The organism is Nonomuraea sp. MTCD27 (assembly GCF_041950495.1).
Lineage (GTDB): Bacteria > Actinomycetota > Actinomycetes > Streptosporangiales > Streptosporangiaceae > Nonomuraea.
Window position 1 is genome coordinate 288,424 of sequence record NZ_JBGNUW010000012.1, and the last position, 19,138, is coordinate 307,561.

17 protein-coding genes are annotated in these 19,138 nt (G+C 69.8%); 1 reads left to right on the forward strand and 16 read right to left on the reverse strand.

The annotated features are described in order from the left end of the window. Positions 1–77: 77 nt before the first annotated feature. From ACBJ59_RS32865 to ACBJ59_RS32875, 3 genes are read right to left on the reverse strand one after another with little or no spacing between them, the layout of a single operon-like run. Positions 78–947: a hypothetical protein gene (locus tag ACBJ59_RS32865; RefSeq protein WP_375114085.1), complete on the reverse strand. Its 870-nt coding sequence runs from the start codon at positions 945–947 to the stop codon at positions 78–80. Positions 948–980: 33 nt separating this feature from the next. Then, a complete protein-coding gene (locus ACBJ59_RS32870; protein WP_375114086.1) occupies positions 981–1,877 on the reverse strand; it encodes an LD-carboxypeptidase in 897 nt (298 codons plus the stop codon). Then, positions 1,864–2,601 carry an NAD-dependent deacetylase gene (locus ACBJ59_RS32875; RefSeq protein WP_375114087.1) on the reverse strand — a complete coding sequence of 246 codons (738 nt, stop codon included), beginning with the start codon at positions 2,599–2,601 and terminating at the stop codon, positions 1,864–1,866. Before ACBJ59_RS32875 ends, ACBJ59_RS32870 begins: the two co-directional genes overlap by 14 nt. A 30-nt stretch (positions 2,602–2,631) precedes the next feature. Here ACBJ59_RS32875 and ACBJ59_RS32880 point away from each other — a divergent pair, with 30 nt between their 5' ends. Beyond that, on the forward strand, positions 2,632–3,516 hold the full coding sequence (locus ACBJ59_RS32880) for a sulfotransferase (protein WP_375114088.1): 885 nt from the start codon (positions 2,632–2,634) through the stop codon (positions 3,514–3,516). Here the strand turns inward: ACBJ59_RS32880 and ACBJ59_RS32885 are convergent. The 13 genes from ACBJ59_RS32885 to ACBJ59_RS32945 all read right to left on the reverse strand — a co-directional run bounded on the left by ACBJ59_RS32885 (position 3,488) and on the right by ACBJ59_RS32945 (position 19,128). Beyond that, positions 3,488–5,377 (reverse strand): ABC transporter ATP-binding protein, encoded by a 1,890-nt coding sequence (locus ACBJ59_RS32885; protein ID WP_375114089.1) that lies wholly within the window; start codon positions 5,375–5,377, stop codon positions 3,488–3,490. The two genes, ACBJ59_RS32880 and ACBJ59_RS32885, sit on opposite strands and share 29 nt — an antisense overlap. A gap of 569 nt (positions 5,378–5,946) precedes the next feature. Next, positions 5,947–6,762, reverse strand: coding sequence for an enoyl-CoA hydratase/isomerase family protein (locus tag ACBJ59_RS32890; RefSeq protein WP_375114090.1), 816 nt, complete (start codon positions 6,760–6,762; stop codon positions 5,947–5,949). 119 nt (positions 6,763–6,881) lie between these two features. After that, the gene (locus ACBJ59_RS32895) at positions 6,882–7,097 is read right to left on the reverse strand and encodes a helix-turn-helix domain-containing protein (RefSeq protein ID WP_020547488.1); all 216 of its coding nucleotides are present in this window, start codon (positions 7,095–7,097) and stop codon (positions 6,882–6,884) included. 113 nt (positions 7,098–7,210) lie between these two features. Then, positions 7,211–8,809, reverse strand: a complete 1,599-nt coding sequence (locus ACBJ59_RS32900) for an ABC-F family ATP-binding cassette domain-containing protein (RefSeq protein ID WP_375114091.1) — start codon at positions 8,807–8,809, stop codon at positions 7,211–7,213. A gap of 114 nt (positions 8,810–8,923) precedes the next feature. After that, on the reverse strand, positions 8,924–11,500 hold the full coding sequence (locus tag ACBJ59_RS32905) for a Tat pathway signal sequence domain protein (protein ID WP_375114092.1): 2,577 nt from the start codon (positions 11,498–11,500) through the stop codon (positions 8,924–8,926). Then, positions 11,497–12,117 (reverse strand): rhamnogalacturonan acetylesterase, encoded by a 621-nt coding sequence (locus tag ACBJ59_RS32910; RefSeq protein WP_375114093.1) that lies wholly within the window; start codon positions 12,115–12,117, stop codon positions 11,497–11,499. The genes ACBJ59_RS32905 and ACBJ59_RS32910 overlap by 4 nt, the downstream gene beginning before the upstream one ends. Then, positions 12,114–13,025 carry a carbohydrate ABC transporter permease gene (locus tag ACBJ59_RS32915; RefSeq protein WP_375114094.1) on the reverse strand — a complete coding sequence of 304 codons (912 nt, stop codon included), beginning with the start codon at positions 13,023–13,025 and terminating at the stop codon, positions 12,114–12,116. The genes ACBJ59_RS32910 and ACBJ59_RS32915 overlap by 4 nt, the downstream gene beginning before the upstream one ends. Before the next feature lie 11 nt (positions 13,026–13,036). Then, positions 13,037–14,014, reverse strand: coding sequence for an ABC transporter permease (locus ACBJ59_RS32920; RefSeq protein ID WP_375114095.1), 978 nt, complete (start codon positions 14,012–14,014; stop codon positions 13,037–13,039). Positions 14,015–14,078: 64 nt separating this feature from the next. Then, positions 14,079–15,512, reverse strand: coding sequence for an extracellular solute-binding protein (locus ACBJ59_RS32925; protein WP_375114096.1), 1,434 nt, complete (start codon positions 15,510–15,512; stop codon positions 14,079–14,081). Between the two features lie 119 nt (positions 15,513–15,631). Further along, complete coding sequence (locus tag ACBJ59_RS32930; RefSeq protein WP_375114097.1) at positions 15,632–16,261, reverse strand: YesL family protein; 630 nt, start codon at positions 16,259–16,261, stop codon at positions 15,632–15,634. Between the two features lie 122 nt (positions 16,262–16,383). Continuing rightward, positions 16,384–17,040, reverse strand: a complete 657-nt coding sequence (locus ACBJ59_RS32935) for a DUF1961 family protein (RefSeq protein WP_375114098.1) — start codon at positions 17,038–17,040, stop codon at positions 16,384–16,386. A gap of 272 nt (positions 17,041–17,312) precedes the next feature. Continuing rightward, a complete protein-coding gene (locus ACBJ59_RS32940; RefSeq protein WP_375114099.1) occupies positions 17,313–18,332 on the reverse strand; it encodes a LacI family DNA-binding transcriptional regulator in 1,020 nt (339 codons plus the stop codon). 208 nt (positions 18,333–18,540) lie between these two features. Beyond that, positions 18,541–19,128 carry a TetR/AcrR family transcriptional regulator gene (locus tag ACBJ59_RS32945; protein ID WP_375114100.1) on the reverse strand — a complete coding sequence of 196 codons (588 nt, stop codon included), beginning with the start codon at positions 19,126–19,128 and terminating at the stop codon, positions 18,541–18,543. Between the last annotated feature and the right edge of the window lie 10 nt (positions 19,129–19,138).

Below are 19,138 nucleotides of genomic sequence, written 5' to 3' on the forward strand. Positions count from 1 at the left end.
AGGCGCGGACGTGCGAAAACGGCGCAGGAACCTGCGGGAAGCCGAGCCCGGGGACCTCGGACGGCCACCCGGGAACCTCAGACGGCCAGGCGGGCCAGGACGCGGGCGAACTCCGGCGGCGGCGCCACGACAAGCCTGGTGTGCCCGCCCCGCGCGACGATGTCCGCCCTGATGAGGGTCAACCGCCCCTCATGCCACCAGTAGACCTGCGAGCTGAGCCCGTCGGTCCGCACCGCGTGCACCCGCAACCGCTCAAGAGCCCGCACCACACCGATCCCGTCCACGGGATGCACGAGCAGCGTGTACGGATCCGGCAGCACCACCAGCACCCCGTCCGCGGGCACCGTCAGGTAGTCCCCCAGCCACCGCAGATGCGTGGCGGCCGACGGGCTCGGCGCGGTCAGCCGGGTCACCGGCGTGCCCGACAGCTCGATGCCCTCCACGCGCAGCCGCTCCTGCCCGCGCACGTTGGCGACGGCCAGGTCGAGGGCCTGTCCCGTGGGCAGGGGCCAGCACCCGGCCTCCTCCGGCCGCACGGTCCGCGAGCCGACGGTGAGCAGTTCGACCAGGTCGGCGTTCAGGTGGCGGCCGACGACGCGGGTCAGGTCGGGCACCTCGTCCACGGACTCCACGCGGGTCAGCATCAGGGGCCGGGCCTGCTCCAGGTCGCACACGTCCAGCCGCTCGCCGGCGGTGGCCACGGCGTGCGCGAGGTGCTCGGAGACCAGCATCGGCCAGTCCTCCCTGGCCCTGCGCCCGGCCTCGCGCCGCAGCCCCTTGAGCTGCACGACCAGGTCGGCCTCGCCCTTGAGCGTCACGGCGGAGCCGTCGGGGGCGAACGTGAAGGAATATCCGTGGGACTCCGCGACGAGCGCGAGCAGCGAGTCGAGATCGACGTCCTCGACCGGCCGGCGCGCGGGCTCGCGGTCACGCCTGAACCAGTTCACGCGCCGTGTCCCTTTCTGTCGGTTTCGTCCCTCCTACCTTGCCTGCTGCTCATTCCCACTCATGTCCGTTAGGGAGCACGATTCGGTATCGATAACACCAAGTGCCCCCAGCCACACGCTCATCTGTGGCGACCCGTGCCCCACCGGCAACCCGGCCACCACGGGCACCCCGAGCGGCCCCAGCCGGTCCCGCAGAACCGGGTACGGATCCCCGCACCCCACCCACGACCCGAGCGCGATCCCCCGCACCCCGTCGAACACCCCGGCCTGCAGAAGCTGGGTGAGCATGCGGTCGATCCGGTACGGCTCCTCGCCCACGTCCTCCAGGAACGCGATCCCGCCGTCGAACGACGGCTGCCACCGGGTGCCGCACATCGAGGCCAGCAGCGACAGATTACCGCCGCCCAGCACGCCCTCCGCCCGCCCCGGCGCCAGCACCCGGTCGCCCCGCACCGGCGCGGGCGCGCCGAACAGGGCCGCCCGCAGGCTCTCCCAGGTACGCGGCTCGGGCCCCGCCTCGTCGCCCGCGATGACGTCGCAGGCGGCCATCGGCCCGTGCAGCGTCGGCACGCCCAGCTCGATGGCGAACGCGTTGTGCAGCGCCGTGATGTCGCTCGACCCGAGCAGCACCTTGGGCCCGGCCGCCCGCATGGCTTCCCAGTCGAGCAGGCCGAGCAGGCGGCCCGCGCCGTAGCCGCCCCGGCAGCAGAACACGGCCGACACGGCCGGGTCGCACCACGCCGCCTGGAGGTCGGCCGCCCGGTCGGCGTCGTCGCCGGCCAGATAGTCCAGCCCCTGGCGGTCGAGCGCGTGCGGGCTCACCACGACTTTCAGTCCGAGGCCCTCCAGCCGCTCGACGCCCCGCTTGAGCAGGTCGGCGCTGGGCGGGCCGGAGGGCGAGACGATGGCGACGGTGTCACCTTGCTGCATCGATCAGCTCCTTGACGAGCGCGGGCAGTGCCTGGCCGATCGGTTCGTTGATCACCCGATCGGCGAAGGGGTCATAGGGCGTGGGCTCGGCGTTCACGATCACCAGGCGGGCGCCGGCGTCGAGCGCCGCGCCGCACAGCCCGGCGGCCGGATGCACGGTCAGCGAGGTGCCCACCGCCACGAACAGGTCGCACGACTGGGCGGCGTCCAGCGCGGCGCCCAGCACCTCGGGCTTGAGCGTCTGCCCGAACGAGATCGTGTTCGACTTCTGGATGCCGCCGCAGCGCGGGCACGGCGGGTCCTCCTCACCGGCGGCGACCCGGGCGAGCACCTCGTCCATGGGCGTGATCAGGTCGCAGGACACGCACTCGGCCCGGTGCAGGGTGCCGTGCAGCTCGATGACCTTCTCCGGCGCGGATCCGGCCCGCTGGTGCAGCTCGTCGATGTTCTGCGTGATGAGGGCGCGCAGCATCCCCGCGTGCTCCAGGTCGACCAGCGCGGCGTGGGCGGCGTTCGGCCGGGCGCCCCAGGCCGGATGGTCGATCCTGGCCCGCCACGAGGCGCGCCTGATCTCGGGGTCGGCCAGGTAACGATCGATCTGCGCGTTCGCCGCCGCCTGCGGGTTCTTCGTCCATACACCCTGCGGGCCCCGGTAGTCGGGGATCCCGGAGTCGGTGGAGATGCCCGCTCCCGTGAGCACCGACACGGAGGTTGGCTCGTTCACGTGGCAAACGGTGTCACACTTACCTCTCGTATGCGACTTCCGCCCCACATCCTCGTGGTCAACGGCATCAAGGTCCGCCGGCCGGTCTTCCTGCTCGGAGCGCCGCATTCCGGCGCGGACCTGCTCGCCCGCGCCCTGAAACGCTCCCCGGGCTTCCACGTGACGATGGGTCGCGCGAGCGTGGCGCACGTGGTGTACGCCTTCGCCCGCAAGCCGTCCATCGCCCGCACCGACGGAGCCGTACGCGTCATGAGAGACGCCCTCGCCGAGTCGTGGCAGGTGCTGCCCCGCTCCTGCGGCGAGTGCGCCGAGCCGTGCCGGGAGGCCGGCGGCGTCACGGGAACCGGTCCGTGCGTCTCCACCAGCGACGTCACCCGCTTCGGCGACGCCAGCCCCGACCTGATCTACAGCGCTCCGGTGCTGCTGCGGGCCTTCCCCGACGCCCGGTTCGTCCAGCTCATCCGCGACGGCAGGGACGCGGTGGCCGGCATGCTGGGCGACCCGGCGTGCCTGGCCTGGTTCAAGCCGGCGATGCTGGCGGAGGGGACCGAGTTCCCCAACGCGTTCCTGGGCGTCAACAAGGACGAGCACCTCGAACGCTGGAAGACCATGCCGTCGGCGGGCAAGAGCGCGCTGCGCTGGCGCGGCGCCGTACGCCTGAGCGCCGAGCTGCGCCGCACGCTGCCCGAGCGGCAACTCCTCACCGTCCGGTACGAGGACCTGGTCCGCAGGCCGCCGCAGACGGTGGCCACGCTGTCGGAGTTCCTGGAGACGCGGGTGCCGAAGGTCTTCCTGTACGACGACAACGTGCCCAAGGTCGGCGCCTGGCGGACCCGGCTCCGGCGCGACGACCTGGAGCTGGTGGAGAAGGTGGCCAGGGAGGAGCTCAGGCGGCTGGGCTACCTGCAGAGCTGAACTGGGTGCGGTAGAGCTCGGCGTAGAGCCCGCCCCGGGCCAGCAGCTCCTCGTGCCCGCCGCGCTCGGCGATCCGGCCGTCGTGCACGACGAGGATCTCGTCGGCCTCCCTGATCGTGGACAGCCGGTGCGCGATGACCAGCGACGTACGGCCCTGCAGCGCGGTCTTCAACGCCACCTGCACGGCCGCCTCCGACTCGGAGTCGAGGTGGGCGGTGGCCTCGTCGAGCACGACCACACGCGGCGCCTTCAGCAGCAGCCTGGCCAGCGCCAGCCGCTGCTTCTCGCCGCCGGACAGCCGGTAGCCGCGGTCGCCCACCACGGTCTCCAGCCCGTCGGGCAGGCTCTCGACGAGCTCGCCGATCTGCGCGGCGCGCAGCGCCTCCCAGATCTCCTCGTCGCTCGCCTCCGGCCTGGCGTAGCGCAGGTTGGCGCCGATCGTGTCGTGGTAGAGGTGGGCGTCCTGCATGACCACACCGACGGTGTCGCGCAGCGAGTCGAGGGTGGCGTCGCGCACGTCGAGGCCGTTGATCCGCACCGCGCCCTCGTTGACGTCGTAGAGCCGTGACACCAGGGAGGTCATCGTGGTCTTGCCCGCGCCGCTGTGGCCGACGAGCGCGATGAGCTGCCCGGGCGCGGCCGTGAACGACACGCCCTTGAGCACCGGGTGGGACGGGCCGCCGGCGTCCTGCCTGGCGACCGACTCCAGCGAGGCCAGGGAGACCTCCTCGGCGGCCGGGTAGCGGAAGCGCACGTCGTCGAACTCGATCGTCACCGGCCCCTCCGGCACCGGCACGGCGTCCGGCTTCTGCGCCACCATGGGCTTGAGGTCGAGGATCTCGAAGACGCGGTCGAAGCTCACCAGCGCGGTCATCACGTCCACGTGCACGTTGGACAGGGAGGTGAGCGGGCCGTAGAGGCGCATCAGCAGGGCGGCCAGCGCCACCAGCGTGCCGAGCTCGAAGGCCCCGGAGACGGACAGGACGCCGCCGATGCCGTAGACCAGGGCGGTGGCCAGCGCCGCGATCAGCCCGAGCGCGACCCGGAACACGGTGCCGTACATGCCGACCGTCACGCCCACGTCGCGCACCCTGGCGGCGCGGCTGCCGAACATCTCGGCGTCGTCCTCCGGCCGGCCGTACAGCTTGGCGACCATCGCGCCGGCCACGTTGAACCGCTCGGTGGTGACCGAGCTCATCTCGGCGTCGAGCTGCATCTGCTCGCGGGTCAGCACCGACATGCGGCGGCCGACGTATTTCGCGGGCACGATGAAGATCGGCAGCAGCACCAGCGCGACCAGCGTCACCTGCCACGACAGCGCCAGCATCGCGCCCAGCACCAGGATCAGGCTGACCACGTTGGACACGACGGACGACAGGGTGCTGGTCAGGGCGCGCTGTGCGCCGATCACGTCGGTGTTGAGCCGGCTGACCAGCGCGCCGGTCTGGGCGCGCATGAAGAACGCGACCGGCATGCGCTGCACGTGGTCGAACACCTCGGTGCGCAGGTCGTAGATCAGGCCCTCGCCGATGCGGGACGAGAACCACCGCTGCACGAGCGTCAGCCCGGCGTCCACCAGCGCGAGCGCGGCGATCGCCACGGCCAGCCAGACCACCACGCCGGGCCGCTTGGGCAGGATGCCGTCGTCGATGATCGCCTTCATCAGCAGCGGGTTGGCGATCACGATCACCGCCCCGGCCACGACGAGCGCCAGGAAGACCGCGAACTGCCGGGTGTACGGGCGCGCGTAACGGGCGATGCGCCGCACGGTGCCCGGCCGCAGCCGCTGCTTGGTCACCGATCCGTCGCGCCGCAGGGACGCCATCACGTGGGGCCCGAAGCCGCCACCCATCATCGCCATCCGGGGGATCCCTCCTCCTCCGCCGGAGACAGCGTCCCAGGGGCACGCCGGGATTCCCGGCTCAGCTCAGCGCGAAACCCCACCCCGCACTCCACCGCCCCCTTCCCCCGTCCCCGCAGCTCACGCCCACCCACCACCGCCAGGACGTTGCGCCCCGCCGGCACCCAACCGGACGCTGCGCCCCCATCCCACGAGCACCGCCGTGGGCGCCCCCTCTCCGGCCGCGATGGGGTGCCGCTGGGTGCCGCGACAGGAAACACGCTGCAGTCGCCGCCACAGGAGGCACGCCGCCGTAAAGCGGGGCGCATTGTCACGGTTGCGGCTGTGATCGCCGCTGAGGCCCCATCGCGCCGCGTTCCGGCCCGGAGCCCCAACTGCCGCTGATCGCGCGCGCACGGAGCCTCTGGGCCCGGCTGCGGGCGTTCCAGAGACGCTCCCGCCGGCATCGCGTAGCAAGTCAGGCGGAAGAGTCCTGAGCCGCGAGTCAGCCCAAGAGGCCCTTGCGCGAAGAAACCACTCAAGAGACCTCAGAGCGGAAAATCACCCCAAGAGCACCTCTGAGCGATGAATCACCCGAAGAGGGCCTTGATGCGTGCGGCCTGTTCGATCCCCTCGGCCACACTCTGCTCCTCCAGGGTGCGTCCCTGCGCCCCCTGGAGGAGTCGCTTGGTCGCCACAGCCGCGTCCCGGTTGGTCGACAGCAGTTGCGCGACCTTGTCCTGTACCGCTTGCTCCAGGTCGCCCCCGGCGACCACTCTCTCGGCGAGGCCGATGCGCATGGCCTCGTCGGCGTGCACGGTCCTGGCGGTCAGGCAGATGTCGATCGCCTTGGCCAGGCCGACCAGCTCGACCAGGGGCTTGGTCCCCGTCAGGTCGGGCACCAGGCCCAGTGCGGGCTCTTTCATGCAGAACGAAACATTGTCGGCCACGATCCGCAGATCGCAGGCGAGCGCGAGCTGGAACCCCGCGCCGATCGCGTGCCCCTGCACTGCGGCGATCGAGACGATCTCCGGGCGGCGCAGCCACAGGAACCCCGCTTGGGCCTGTCTGATGCGCTGCTCGAAGCCGGCGTCGTCGGTCTTGGCCGCCGAACTGAACGAGCCCTGTCCGGGCACCCCCTCAGGTGTGAACATTCGCAGGTCGATCCCTGCCGAGAAGGACGGTCCCTCACCTTTCACGACGACGACGCGCACCTGCCCGGGCAGGCTCTCGCCGATGCGGGCCAACTCCGACCATGTCGCGAACGTCTGTGCGTTGCGCTTTTCCGGCCGGTCCAGCGTGATCGTCGCTATCTCACCGTCCACCTCGAAGCGAACTCCGCTCCCTGCCGCGGCAGAGCCGTCGTCCGCGTACCCCCCGCGCTGTTGCGCCTGCGCTTCCGCCATCGCCCGCTCCTCTGTCCTGCTGACCGTCGCGCCCGAGCCTACAGAATATGGTTCTGGCCCGGGCGCGACGGCGGCTGACTAGGGACGGGCGGCTGCGGTCGCACGTTCCGAGGCGGCCGTCAGCGCTTGGACTTGCCTCGGGTCGCCCCGCCGCGCCCGCGCAGAGTCACACCGGACTCGCTGAGGATGCGATGGATGAACCCGTAAGACCGACCGGTAGAAGCGGCCAGCGCGCGGATGCTTTCGCCCGCGGCGTAGCGCTTCTTGAGATCGCCGGCCAGTTTTTCCCGGTCGGCCCCGGTGACCCGGGTGCCCTTCTTCAGTGTCTCGGCCACGAGTACCTCCTGTAGTGCCGGACTTCCGCAGCGTTACTCCGCCATGATCAGTCATTTCAGCGGGATCGGCTACCTACTCCACGGGAAAAGATCCGTACCCACTCAAATTAAGATCAGGCAAGTGCCACAAGATCGGAAAATTCATCGCTCCACGCGTCTTCAGTTCCGTCCGGTAGCAAGATCACCCTATCCGGTGACAGGGCGTCAACGGCACCCTCGTCATGTGTGACTAGGACGATTGCTCCTGAATAGGACCTCAGAGCATTGAGAACCTGCTCGCGGCTGACCGGATCGAGGTTGTTCGTGGGCTCGTCGAGAAGCAGGACATTGGCACTCGAGAGCACCAGGATGGCGAGCGCGAGCCGGGTCTTCTCACCGCCGGAAAGGACGCCGGCCGGCTTGTCCACGTCGTCACCCGTGAACAGGAACGAGCCGAGGACCTTGCGCAACTCGGTGTCGGTGAACTCGCCGCCGGCCGAGCGCATGTTCTCCAGCAGGGTCCGGCCGCTGTCGAGGGTCTCGTGCTCCTGCGCGTAGTAGCCGATCTTCAGGCCGTGTCCCGGCTTGATCGCGCCGGTGTCGGGCTGCTCGATCCCGCCCAGCAGGCGCAGCAGCGTGGTCTTGCCGGCGCCGTTGAGGCCGAGGATGACGACCCTGTGACCTCGGTCGATGGCCACGTCGACGTCGGTGAAGACCTCAAGGGAGCCGTACGACTTGGACAGGCCCTCGGCCATGAGCGGGGTGCGCCCGCACGGCTGCGGGTCGGGGAAGCGCAGCCGCGCCACCTTGTCGCTCTTGCGCTCCTCCTCGGTACCGGACAGCAACCGGTGCGCGCGCCGCATCATGTCCTGGGCGGCCTTGGCCTTGGTCGCCTTGGCGCGCATCTTGTCGGCCTGCGCCAGCAGCGCCCCGGCCTGCTTCTCGGCGTTGGCCCGCTCGCGCTTCCTGCGCTTCTCGTCGGTCTCGCGCTGGGCGAGGTAGGCGTTCCAGCCGACGTTGTAGTGGTCGACGACCGCCCGGTTGGCGTCCAGGTGCAGGACCTTGTTGACCGTGGCTTCAAGAAGGCCGACGTCGTGGCTGATGATCACCAAGCCACCTTGATGACTTCGCAAAAAATCGCGAAGCCACCCGATTGAGTCCGCATCTAGGTGGTTTGTCGGCTCGTCGAGAAGGAGAGTTTCCGCTCCGCTGAAAAGAATTCGGGCCAATTCCACGCGCCTGCGCTGACCGCCGGAAAGCGTTTGCAACGGCTGTCCCAGGACACGGTCGGGCAGGCCGAGGCTGGAGGCGATGGAGGCCGCCTCGGACTCGGCCGCGTATCCGCCGAGGACGTGCATCTGGTCCTCGAGCCTGCCGTACCGCCTGACGGCCTTCTCGCGCGTGCGCTCGTCGGCGGAGGACATGCCGACCTCCGCCTCGCGCAGCTCCCTGATGACCTGGTCGAGGCCGCGCGCGGACAGGATGCGGTCGCGGGCCAGCACCTGAAGGTCGCCGGTGCGCGGGTCCTGGGGCAGGTAGCCGACGCTGCCGGTGGCGGTGACGCTGCCCGAGGCGGGCAGGCCCTCGCCCGCCAGCACCTTGGTCAGCGTCGTCTTGCCCGCGCCGTTGCGGCCGACGAGCCCGATCTTGTCACCGGGGTTGACCCGGAAGGAGGCTTTCTCGATGAGCAGGCGCGCGCCCGCGCGCAGCTCGATATCATGGGCAATGATCATGGTGACCGGAACACTCCCGAGCTAGGAAACGAGGATTGGGCGTGCGACGCCGGTCAATCGGGAGCATGCATACCGATCAGTGTAGGGCTCCCGGCGGGAGCCCCACCTCTCCGATCAGTGCTCTGTCAAGTGCTTGCCGATCAGCACCAGGTTGTGGATCGCGGCCAGGCCGTACTGCGCGGCGCTGTTGGTGCTGACGAACGCCGCCTCGTGCACCGGATGCGGCACCTCCGGGCCGTCCACCAGGGTGAGCTCCCAGTTCTCCTGATGTTGCAAGGGGTTGCGGTTGAGCTGGTCGCCCTCTCCCAGGAAGAACTTGCGCCAGGCCCAGGCCGCCAGGTCGGCGTCGCCGGTGCGCGCCGCCGCGTACGCGGTGAGCCGGCTGTGCGCCTGGATCAGCGAGATCCCGCTCAGCCGCTGCCCCACCTCCGCCTCCTGCTGCTCGGGGGTGGCGAGGTAGAGCCGGCAGTACTCCAGCCACGCCTCCTGGAACCCGGGCACGTCCAGATCGAGGGCGATCAGCTCCGCGCACATCTCCGGCAGCCCGAACAACGACGACAGGTGCGAGATGGAGACCTGGTCACGGGAGGTGTCGAAACGCCCGCTCTCCAGGTCCATCCGCCCGTCGCCGGACAGGAACCGGCGCGGCATCGCGCCGATGTCGGCCATCGTGCCCAGCAGCCGGTCCCTGGCGCGCTCGTCCCCGTGCCGCTCCCACCTGGTCAGCCAGGCCGCCGCCAGCGAGCCCCAGTCGGTGCCGAGCCCGACCGACAGGGCGGCGGGGTCCGGGGTGTAGACGTCCTCGCGCACCTTCCGCTGCGGGTCGATGACCAGGAACGTCTCCTCGGGGACGCTGAGCTCGTCCATGAGGTCGCCGGTGCGCTCGTCGGCCGTCAGGTAGTAGTAGAAGCGCCGGTAGGCGGCGTTGGAGATGCGCAGCTGCTTGCAGCTGCACCCCCAGTGCTGCACGTTGTGCCGGCTGCCCAGGCCCTTCCACCGGCCGAGGTGATAGACGTCCACCTCGCCGGTGTGGCGGGTCATGGACTCGGCGAAGCGGAAGACGTCGGCCCGGCCGGTGCGCAGATACTGCAGCCACAACCACAGGTCGGGCGACAGCTCCGAGTTGTCCCAGGCGTAGCCGCCGACGTCGTAGCGCCAGGTGTGCCGGTCCTCGTCGTAGGTGTGCATGACGTCGCCGTAGTCCCAGAAGCCGTACCAGCGGCGCTGCTCGCGCTCGCGCGCGTACAGGTCGAACAGGAAGTCGAGGCGGTCCTCGATCTTCGCGTGCGCGGGCGTGCCGCGGTCGGGCAGGCCCCACACGCCGAACACGCCCGCCTCGCGCACCCGCTCGGGGCTCGCGGCGAGCAGCCCGGGCTCGTTCATGGCGGCGGCGTGCGCGGCGAGCTCGTGCGCGGCGGGCGTGGCGTCGTGGAAGCGCAGGCTCAGCTCGTGCGTACGCGCGATGCCCCGGGCGTCGCCGAACCCCGGCTCGTAGTCCTCGTACGTGATCTCCAGGCCCTCGAGCTGCTCGGCGAAGGTGTCCTGGCCCATGCCGTCGTGGTAGAAGCGCAGGTCCATGGCCGGCGCGGACGGCGACCACAGCCAGACGGTGGCGGTGGCCACGTCGGTGGCCGCGTTCCGGACGTCGAGGCGGGTGGGGTGCAGGCGCCAGAAGTCGCGCAGCCCGAAGCCGAGGCCGCCGCTGACACCGCCGACGTAGCCGTACCCGGCGGAGCGGGCGCCGGCCGGGATCGTCACCCAGGCGTGGCCCTCCTTGGTGCGCTTGCGCAGCGTGTAGCCGTCGGCGGAGCCCTGGTCGAGGGTGTAGTCGTTCCAGGCCGGGATGAGGTGCAACCGGTTGGCGACCTCCGGGTCGAGCTCGCCGGCCGGGCGGCCCTCGACCTGGGCGCGGCGGGCGGCCTCGCCGGGGTCGCGGCGCAGGCCGGTCAGCCCGCGTACGGCCTCGGTCAGGAAGCCGTCGCCGCCGGCCAGGCGTACGTGCCGGTCGTGCGGCTCGTCGCGCATGACCACGTCGGCGCGCAGCCCGAGCCCGGCCAGGAAGTCGCGCTCGGGGTCGCCGTCCCAGACGAACGTGTGCATGATCCGCACGTGCTCGGCACCCGCGTAGAAGTACAGGCGCACGGTGAACGGCAGCCAGTCGCCGTGCCGGCCCTCCAGCCGCACCACGGCGCGGACGGGGCCGTCCTGCTCGACCGTGACGCTCTCGACGACGCCGTCGGCCCGCTCGCGGGCCACGCAGCCGCCCTCGTCGGGGGTGGGCTCGGCCTGGCGGAGGCTGACCAGGCGCACGTCCCTGGCGATCTCGCGGCTCCCGCGCGAGATCGAGCGGGCCAGCGTGCCACCGCCGATCGTCCACGTGACCACGCCGGTGCCGACGACCAGGTCCCGGCCCTGCCGGGTCACGGTGACCGCGGTGTCGGGGGCGGCGGGCTCGCGGCCGGGCTCCAGCCGGTACGCCGGGGAGCCGGGCCCGGCCCCCGTGGCGTGGGCCGACCACTTGACCGAGCCGTCGGGCCAGGTGGCGGTCACCCAGCTCTGCAGGGGCACCTCGCTCCCCTCGGCGTCGGACAGCGCGAACGGCGTGCCCCGCTCGACCGCACCGCGTGGCCACGGAACTCCCCAGGTCACCCCCTGCTCACCCGGTCGGTCCAGCCAGCGAAGTACGGTCATGAGATCTCCTTCAGTCCTTCGGCGACGATCGCGGCCACCTCGTCGGCGCCGCGGAAGCAGAAGTGGGTGTCGTCGGCCACGCCGTCCAGGTAGAGCGGATGCGTGCCCGGCGGGAAGTGCGTGAACAGGGCCTTGGACCCGTCGGGGCCGAGCCGCTCGTACAGCTCGGTGGTGGCGGCGGTCAGGTCGATCAGCGGTACGTCCTCGGCGGCGGCCAGCGCGCGCACCCGCTCGGGGTAGTCCCCGTGCGTGGGCACCAGCCGACCGCCCTCGAACCTGCGCCGCTGCACCGGCGTGCACAGCACCGCCAGCCCGCCCGCCCCGCGCGCCTCCGCGACGAAGGCGCGCAGGTTGTCGCGGTAGGGCAGTCCGGGCTCCTTCTGGTCGTTGTGCCCGAACTGGATCACCACGAGGTCGCCGGGCGCGACCTCGCGCAGCAGCGCCGCCCACAGCCCCTCTTCCCGGTGGCTGGCCGTGGTGGCGCCGCCCTTGGCGAAGTTGCGCACCGGGCCGCCGGTGTACGACCCGAGGTGCGCCCCCCACCCGGACATGGGCGCCTCGAAGGCCGGGCAGGAGGCGACCGTCGAGTCCCCGGCCAGCAGCACGGTGCGGGTCACTCCTTGACGCCCCCGATCAGCACGCCCTTGGCGAAGTGCTTCTGCAGGAACGGGTAGAAGAACAGGATCGGCAGCGTCGCGATCACGATGATGGCGAACTTCAGGCCCTGCTCCGGCGGCACCCAGGTGCGGTCCATCTGTGACAGGGCGGCCGCGGCGTCGGTGTTGGTGAGCTGGCGGACGAGGATCTGCAGCGTCCACTTGTTCGGGTCGGTGATGTACAGGAGTGGCGACATGTAGTCGTTCCAGATCGCCACCGCGTAGAACAGCGAGAACGTCGCGATGATCGGCTTGGACAGCGGAAGGACGATCTTGAAGAAGACGCCCATCTCGTTGCAGCCGTCGATCCTGGCCGCCTCCTCCAGGGCCTGCGGCAGCTCCTGGAAGAAGCTCTTGACGATGATCAGGTAGAACGGGTTGATCGCCAGCGGCAGGATCAGCGCCCAGTAGCTGTCGAGCAGCCCCAGGTCGCGCACCACCAGGTAGGTGGGGATCATGCCGCCGGTGAAGACCATCGTGAAGATGACCAGGTTCAGCACCAGCGCGCGTCCCGGCAGGTACCGCTTGGCCAGGGGGTAGGCCATGGTGAAGGTCAGCATCACCTGCACCACCATGCCGACCGCCGTCACGATCACGGTCGTGAGCAGGGAGCGGACGAAGGTGGGGGTGGCGAAGATGTACTCGTACGCCTCGGTGACGACCTTCTCCGGCCACAGGAAGAACGGCCGCGAGGCGATCTCCGGCTCGCTGGCGAACGACGCGGCCAGCACGTAGATCAGCGGCAGCACCGTGATCAGCGCCAGGCCGACGAGCGCGACGACGTTGAACACGTCGAAGACGCGGCTGCCGGGCGAGCTGTTGTTGTTGACCGCGAGCTTCTTGGGCTTGGTCTCAGTCATGGTGGTCATGGCCGGGCTCCCTAGAACAGTCCCCGCTGGCCGAGGCGCTTGGCCAGCCAGTTGGAGCCGAAGATCAGGATGACGCCGGCCACGCCCTTGAACAGGCCGACGGCGGTGGAGTAGCTGTAGTTCCCGTTCTGGATGCCGGCGTAGTAGACGTAGGTGTCGAACACCTCCGCCACCTCGCGGTTCAGCGACGTGGTCATCAGCCAGATCTGCTCGAAGCCGGAGTCCAGCAGGTTGCCGGAGGCGAGGATCGCCATGACGACGACCGTCGGGCGGATCGCGGGCAGCGTGACGTGCCAGAGCTGGCGGAAGCGGCCGGCGCCGTCCATGCGGGCGGCCTCGTACAAGTTGGGGTCCACGCCGGCCAGCGCGGCCAGGTAGATGATCGTGCCCCAGCCCGTCATCTTCCAGAGCTGCTGCAGGATGATCAGCTGGCGGAACCACTGCTCCTGCGCCATGTAGTCGATCTTCGCGGTGTCGCCGAGCAGGTCCCGCATCCAGCCGGCGAGCACGCCGAAGTCGGCCGCGAACAGCACGTACGTCAGCGACGCGACGATGGTCCACGACAGGAAGTGCGGGATGTAGATGAGCGACTGGACCGAGCGCTTGAGGATGTTGACCCGCAGCTCGTTCAGCATCAGCGCGACGATGACCGGCGCGGTGAAGACGAAGACGATGTGCAGCAGCGCCAGGATCAGCGTGTTGGCCATCAGCCGGCCGAAGTCGGGGCCGGAGAAGAGCTGCTCGAAGTGCTTGAGGCCGACCCAGGGGCTGCCCGAGTAGCCGAGGAACGGCAGGAAGTCCTGGAACGCGATCGTCACGCCGTACATCGGCACGTACTTGAAGATCACGAAGTAGGCGAGGCCCGGGAGGAGCATCAGGTAGAGCCAGCGGTAGCGCAGCAGCGCGGTGCCCAGCGGCACCCGGTCCGGCCTGCGCTTCCTGGGCTTGGGCGCCGCCTTCACCGGAGGCGTCGCCAGGTCGGTGGCCACAGCGGCCTCCTTTCCTATGAGGGGCCCGGACGAGGTCCGGGCCCCTCAGGCGGGGGGTCGTGAACTACTTGGGCAGCTTCGCCAGCAGGTCGTTGATCTCGGTGACGATCTGGGTGCCGCCGCCGTCGTGCCACTTCTTGATCTCGGCCTTGAGGCCCTCTTCGTCGATCGCGCCCGACAGGAACTTCACCCGCGCGTCAGGGATGATCTTGTCGATCTGCGCGCCCTTCTCGATCTGGGTCGGGGGGACCACGGGCAGCGCGACGTTGTGCACGGCCGTCTTGAGGTCCTCCTCCACCAGCTTCTTCTGCAGGGCGAGGATGTCCCGGTACGGCTGACCGGAGGGGACGCGCTGGTAGGCGATGCCGCCGATGTCCATCGTGCCCTTGGTGCTGAGCTGCGTGAACGCGTCGTCCACGTTGTCCTGGACGGTCTTGACGGCCGTGTCGTCCTCGTTGATCAGCGCGGCGGTGTCGCCGTTCTCGACCTTGAAGTTGCGGCCCTCGATGCCGTTCTGCAGCAGGACCTGGCCTTCCTTCGTGGCCAGCTTGTCCAGCGTCTTCAGCACGTTGTCCAGCTCGGCGTCGGTCCGCACGCTCTGCTTGGAGATGGCCAGGGAGTCGGCGTAGCCCGTGAACGGGTAGGAGAACTTCTGGCCGTCCGAGCGCGCCAGGTTGCCGACCATGGTGACCTTGTCACCGTAGTTCTGGTCGCCGTCCTCCCTGAACAGGTCGAGGACCTGGCGGGAGCGGATGTTGACGTCGATGATCATGCCGCCCCTGCCGTGGAAGAACGGCTCGTTCCACTTGGCGGAGTCGAGGGTGGCGAAGTCGGGGTTGACCAGGCCCTCGTCGACCATCTTCTTGAGCCACTTGTTGGCCTCGATGAACTCTGGCGTGTCGAACCCGGCCACGACCTTGCCGTCGCGCTCGCCGTAGCCGTTCGGGGCGCCGAACCAGGTCTCGATCACGTCGTACGGGCTGGCGCTGGCGTAGTTACCCGGCCACTTCGGGATGATGAGGCCGTAGGTGTCCTTCTTGCCGTTGCCGTCGGGGTCCTTCTCCGTGAACGCCTTGGCGACCTCGTAGAACTCGTCGATCGTCTTCGGCTCCTCGAGACCGACCTTCTTCAGCCAGTCCTTGCGGATGACGACCGCCGAGCGGAGCAGGGGGCGCATCCGGTAGAGGCCGTAGGTCTTGCCGTTGATGGAGGAGTTGAGCGCGGTCTGCGCGTCCGCCGGCTTCAGGTTCGGGTACTTGTCCAGCTTGTCGGTCAGATCCCAGAACGCCCCGGCCTGCGCGGCCTTCACGAACGCCGGCATCTTCGGGTCCACGACCACGACCTGCGGAATGCTGTCCGAGGCCAGCGTGACGTTCATCTTCTCGGTGTACTCGGCGTTCGGGACCCAGGTGACCTTGATCTTCTTGCCGAGGAACTTCTCGATGGCCTGCTGCATCTCGCCGGTCGGCTCAGGGGCCGTACCGAACAGCTTCGCCATGAACGTGATCGTGTTCGGGTCGGACTGAGGCGCGTCGCCACCGCCAGAGCAGGCCGAGGCGGTGAGGGCAGCCGTTAGCGTTAACACACCGGCAAGGAGCCGCCGGCGACGGGGTGCGCTCATGAGTTCCCTTTCGAAAGCAGGCGCGCCTCGTTCTCCTGGAAGAAGCGCAGGCAGAGCCACGTGTTGAGATAGATCCACGCGCCGAAGCTGATCATCGGCGCCAGGATGGGCGCCACCGAGGTCGCGAAGGCGATGGCTGAGAGCGCTAGCAGCAACAGCACGGACGATGCCGGACGCAGCAGCGCTAGCTGGGTGGCCTTGGGCCAGTAGGCCCAGAGCGGCAGGTCGTAGTGCGCGTAGAGCGGCCCTACGTACGCCCCCACACCCGCCAGTGCGATGAGGGCCACGAAGGTCGCGATTCGCAGCGCCCCCATGTCGGGCCCCAGGGCCGAGAAGTAGAGGTAGTTGCCGACCAGCACGGTGGCGACCAGCGCCGCCGGCAGGACCAGCAACGAGGCCCGGACGAACTCCCGTCGGTAGACGAGCCAGAATTCGCGCCAAACCTGAATCGTTTCATTCCGGGCATGCCTCCGAGCCAGGGTGTAGGCGGCAACGGTGGCGGGCCCGAGCCCGAGAATCACGCCTCCCGCGAGGGTGAAGACGAGCCAGATCAGATTCAGCCGCACCGCCCAGATCAGCTCTGAGCAGGCAGCTTGAATCCTGATTGACAAGGCGGGGTGGTTCATCCGGCACCACCTTTCGTGGCATGTGCACGGATACGGGGGTGGAGTGTTGCACCGTGGTTCCTGCCCAGTTACAAGCGAGTGAACGGCGGTTGGTGCGAAATTAGTGTTGAATCGACTCAAAGTCAATGACGAGATACGCGGAGATTTGCGTACTCTCCGATCAGCGGAGCCATCTGCCGGAACCCCACCTTGCCTCCTGCCAGGGCGGAACCGCCGATCGAGCCGTCGTCCTGCCAGCGGAACGAGACCAAATCGTTGATTGAGAAGCTCACCGCGCCTCCCTTGACGTCGATCCGGACGGCATAGGGCCCCCGGGCGTCCAGCACCCCCGGCAGCGGGTCAGCCCCCTGCGCGACCAGGTGAAAGCCGTGGCTCTTACGCAGGTTGCAGGTGTGCAGGGCGCGCTCGGACTCCCACATGCGCCGGAAATAGGACACGTGGTAGGCGTCGATGTCGCCGTGGTGGTACTGCTCGTACGGCCCGTTGCGCGGGGTCAGGGCGGGATCGAACACGTCCTCACCGTTCCGGCCCCTGGCATGGAAGAACATGATGGCCAGGCCCGGCTCCCTGACGGGCCAGAAGTCCCACTCGATCCGCACGTCGGCGGGGAACTCCTCGGGACACCAGAGCACCAGATTGGCCGCCTGCCCGTCGGAGGCCGGCCTGAGGCTCTCCAGCCGCATCCGTCCCTGGGGGAAGGACATGGCGCCGTCCCCCTCCATCCGGAATCCGGCCAGGTCCTCGGGGGTGGCCAGGGGGTTGCGGTAGATCTCGGTCAAGGAATGACTCCTCTCGGCGATCGGACAAGCGCACGCGCACGCGGACGGGGGCCTCATGTGCCCCGCGCCGCCCGGCCCCTGGCGCGCCGCGTCGGCGGGAAGGCGTACGGAGGGGTCCGGCGCAACGCGTACGGCGACCGGCGCACCCGATCACCGCGACACCGGACGCAGGAAGCCCGGACACAAGAAGCACAGAAGCGGGCAGAAAGCCCGAGCCACCGAGCCACCAGCCCCCGGAGGCCCGGAGGCCCGGAGGCCCGGAGGGCCGAGGGTCACCCCTCGCGACACAACGCGCTGGACTCGCGAATCACCAGGTCAGGCTGGAAGATGACCTGCCGGTGCCGATGCTGCTCAGGCTCGGCCACCTCCTCCAGCAACAGATCGATCGCCGTACGCCCCAGCAGTTCCCGGGGCTGCCGGACGGACGACAGCGGCACCGCGGCCGCCGCGGCGAAGTCGATGTCGTCGTACCCGATGATGGCCAGGTCCTCGGGGACTCGGAGCCCGTGCGAGGCCATGGCCTGTAAAAATCCCAGCGCCATCATGTCGTTGGCGCAGAAGGCCGCCGTGGGCCGTTCGGCGGCGGGCAGGGCCGCCACGCGCTCGCCGATCGCCCGCCCCTCGGCCACGGTGAGCGTGGGCGCGGTGGAGGTGAGCAGTTCAACGGCACCGTCCGCGGCGGCGACGGCGCTGGTCACGCCCGCGTGCCGGTCGGCCACCTGTTTGATGGACGGCGGCCCGCCGACGAACATGATCCGCCGGTGCCCGCGTTCAATGAGATGGGCGCCGGCGATCTGCCCGCCGAGCCGGTCGTCGACGGCCACCGAGCACTGCAGGCCGGTCGCCGGGCTGTCGACCAGCACCACGGGGGTGCCCCGGGCGGCGAGCTCCTCCAGCCAGGGGGTCTCCATCTCGACCGGGGTGATCAGTATTCCCATCACCCGCTGCTGTTCGAGCTGGTCGAGGTGGCGGCGCTCGCGGCCGGGGTCGCCGGCGCTGTTGCAGAGCACCACCATCGTGTCGTGGTCGTCGGCCACCGCTTCGGCGCCCTGGGCCACGTCCACGAAGAACGGGTTGGACACGTCGAGCACGACGAGCCCGACCGTGCGGCTGCGGCCCACCCGCAGGTGGCGGGCCACCTCATTGCGGACGAAACCGAGTTTCTTGATCGCTTCGAAGACGCGTTCGCGTGTGGCGGGGGACACGATCTCCGGGCGGTTGAGCACATTGCTCACCGTGCCCACCGAGACGCGCGCCAGCTGCGCGACCTCCTTGATGTTCCTGGTCGCCATCGATCCTCACGAGGCCGTGCTGCTGAAAGAGCCGTGCTGCTGAATGAGCGGAGTGCGCCGCCCGAGGTGCTCCGCTGGACGCGGCCGCCCACCGGAAAGCGCAGGATCCGCTGCTGAAGGTGGACCGCAGAACGCGGTCCACCGAGAACTTCGGCTCATCATAGCGGCATTCAAGATTTTTTTGAATCGTCTCAACGACGCGGAGCGGTCACGCTCCGGCGCCGGGCGGCGGCGTGGCGGCGCCGGCCTTCATCCCGTCGAGCATCAGCCGCAGGTAGCGGCCCGGATCGGCGGCCACCGGGGCCGGCAGGTCGTCGGGGTGGCAGGTGAAGACGTTCAAGAGGTGGATGAGGTCCTCGACGCCGACGTCGGGCCGCATCGAGCCCTCGGCCTGCGCGCGGCGGACGAGCCCGTCGAACCGTTCCACCCACTCCCCCCGCACCCGCGCGAACTCGGCCCGGTCCACGATCGCCTCCTCCGGCAGCACCGCCAGCGCGGTGGCCAGCGCCGTGCGGCCCGGCTCGGCGGCCCAGCAGACGAAGTCCCAGATCGCGCTCCACGCGTCGGCGGTGGCGCCGGCGGCGGTGTCCAGCGCGTCCGCCATCGTGTGGATGTAGTGGTCGCCGACGGCCGCGATCAGGGCGCCGCGGTCGGGGAAGCGGCGGTAGAGCGTGCCGACGCCGACGCCGGCCCGCTTGGCGACGGCCTCCATCGGCGCGTTGACGCCGCGCTCGGCGACGACCGCGGCGGCCGCCTCGACGATCTTGTCCAGATTCCGCCTGGCATCCGCTCGCACGTACGACTCC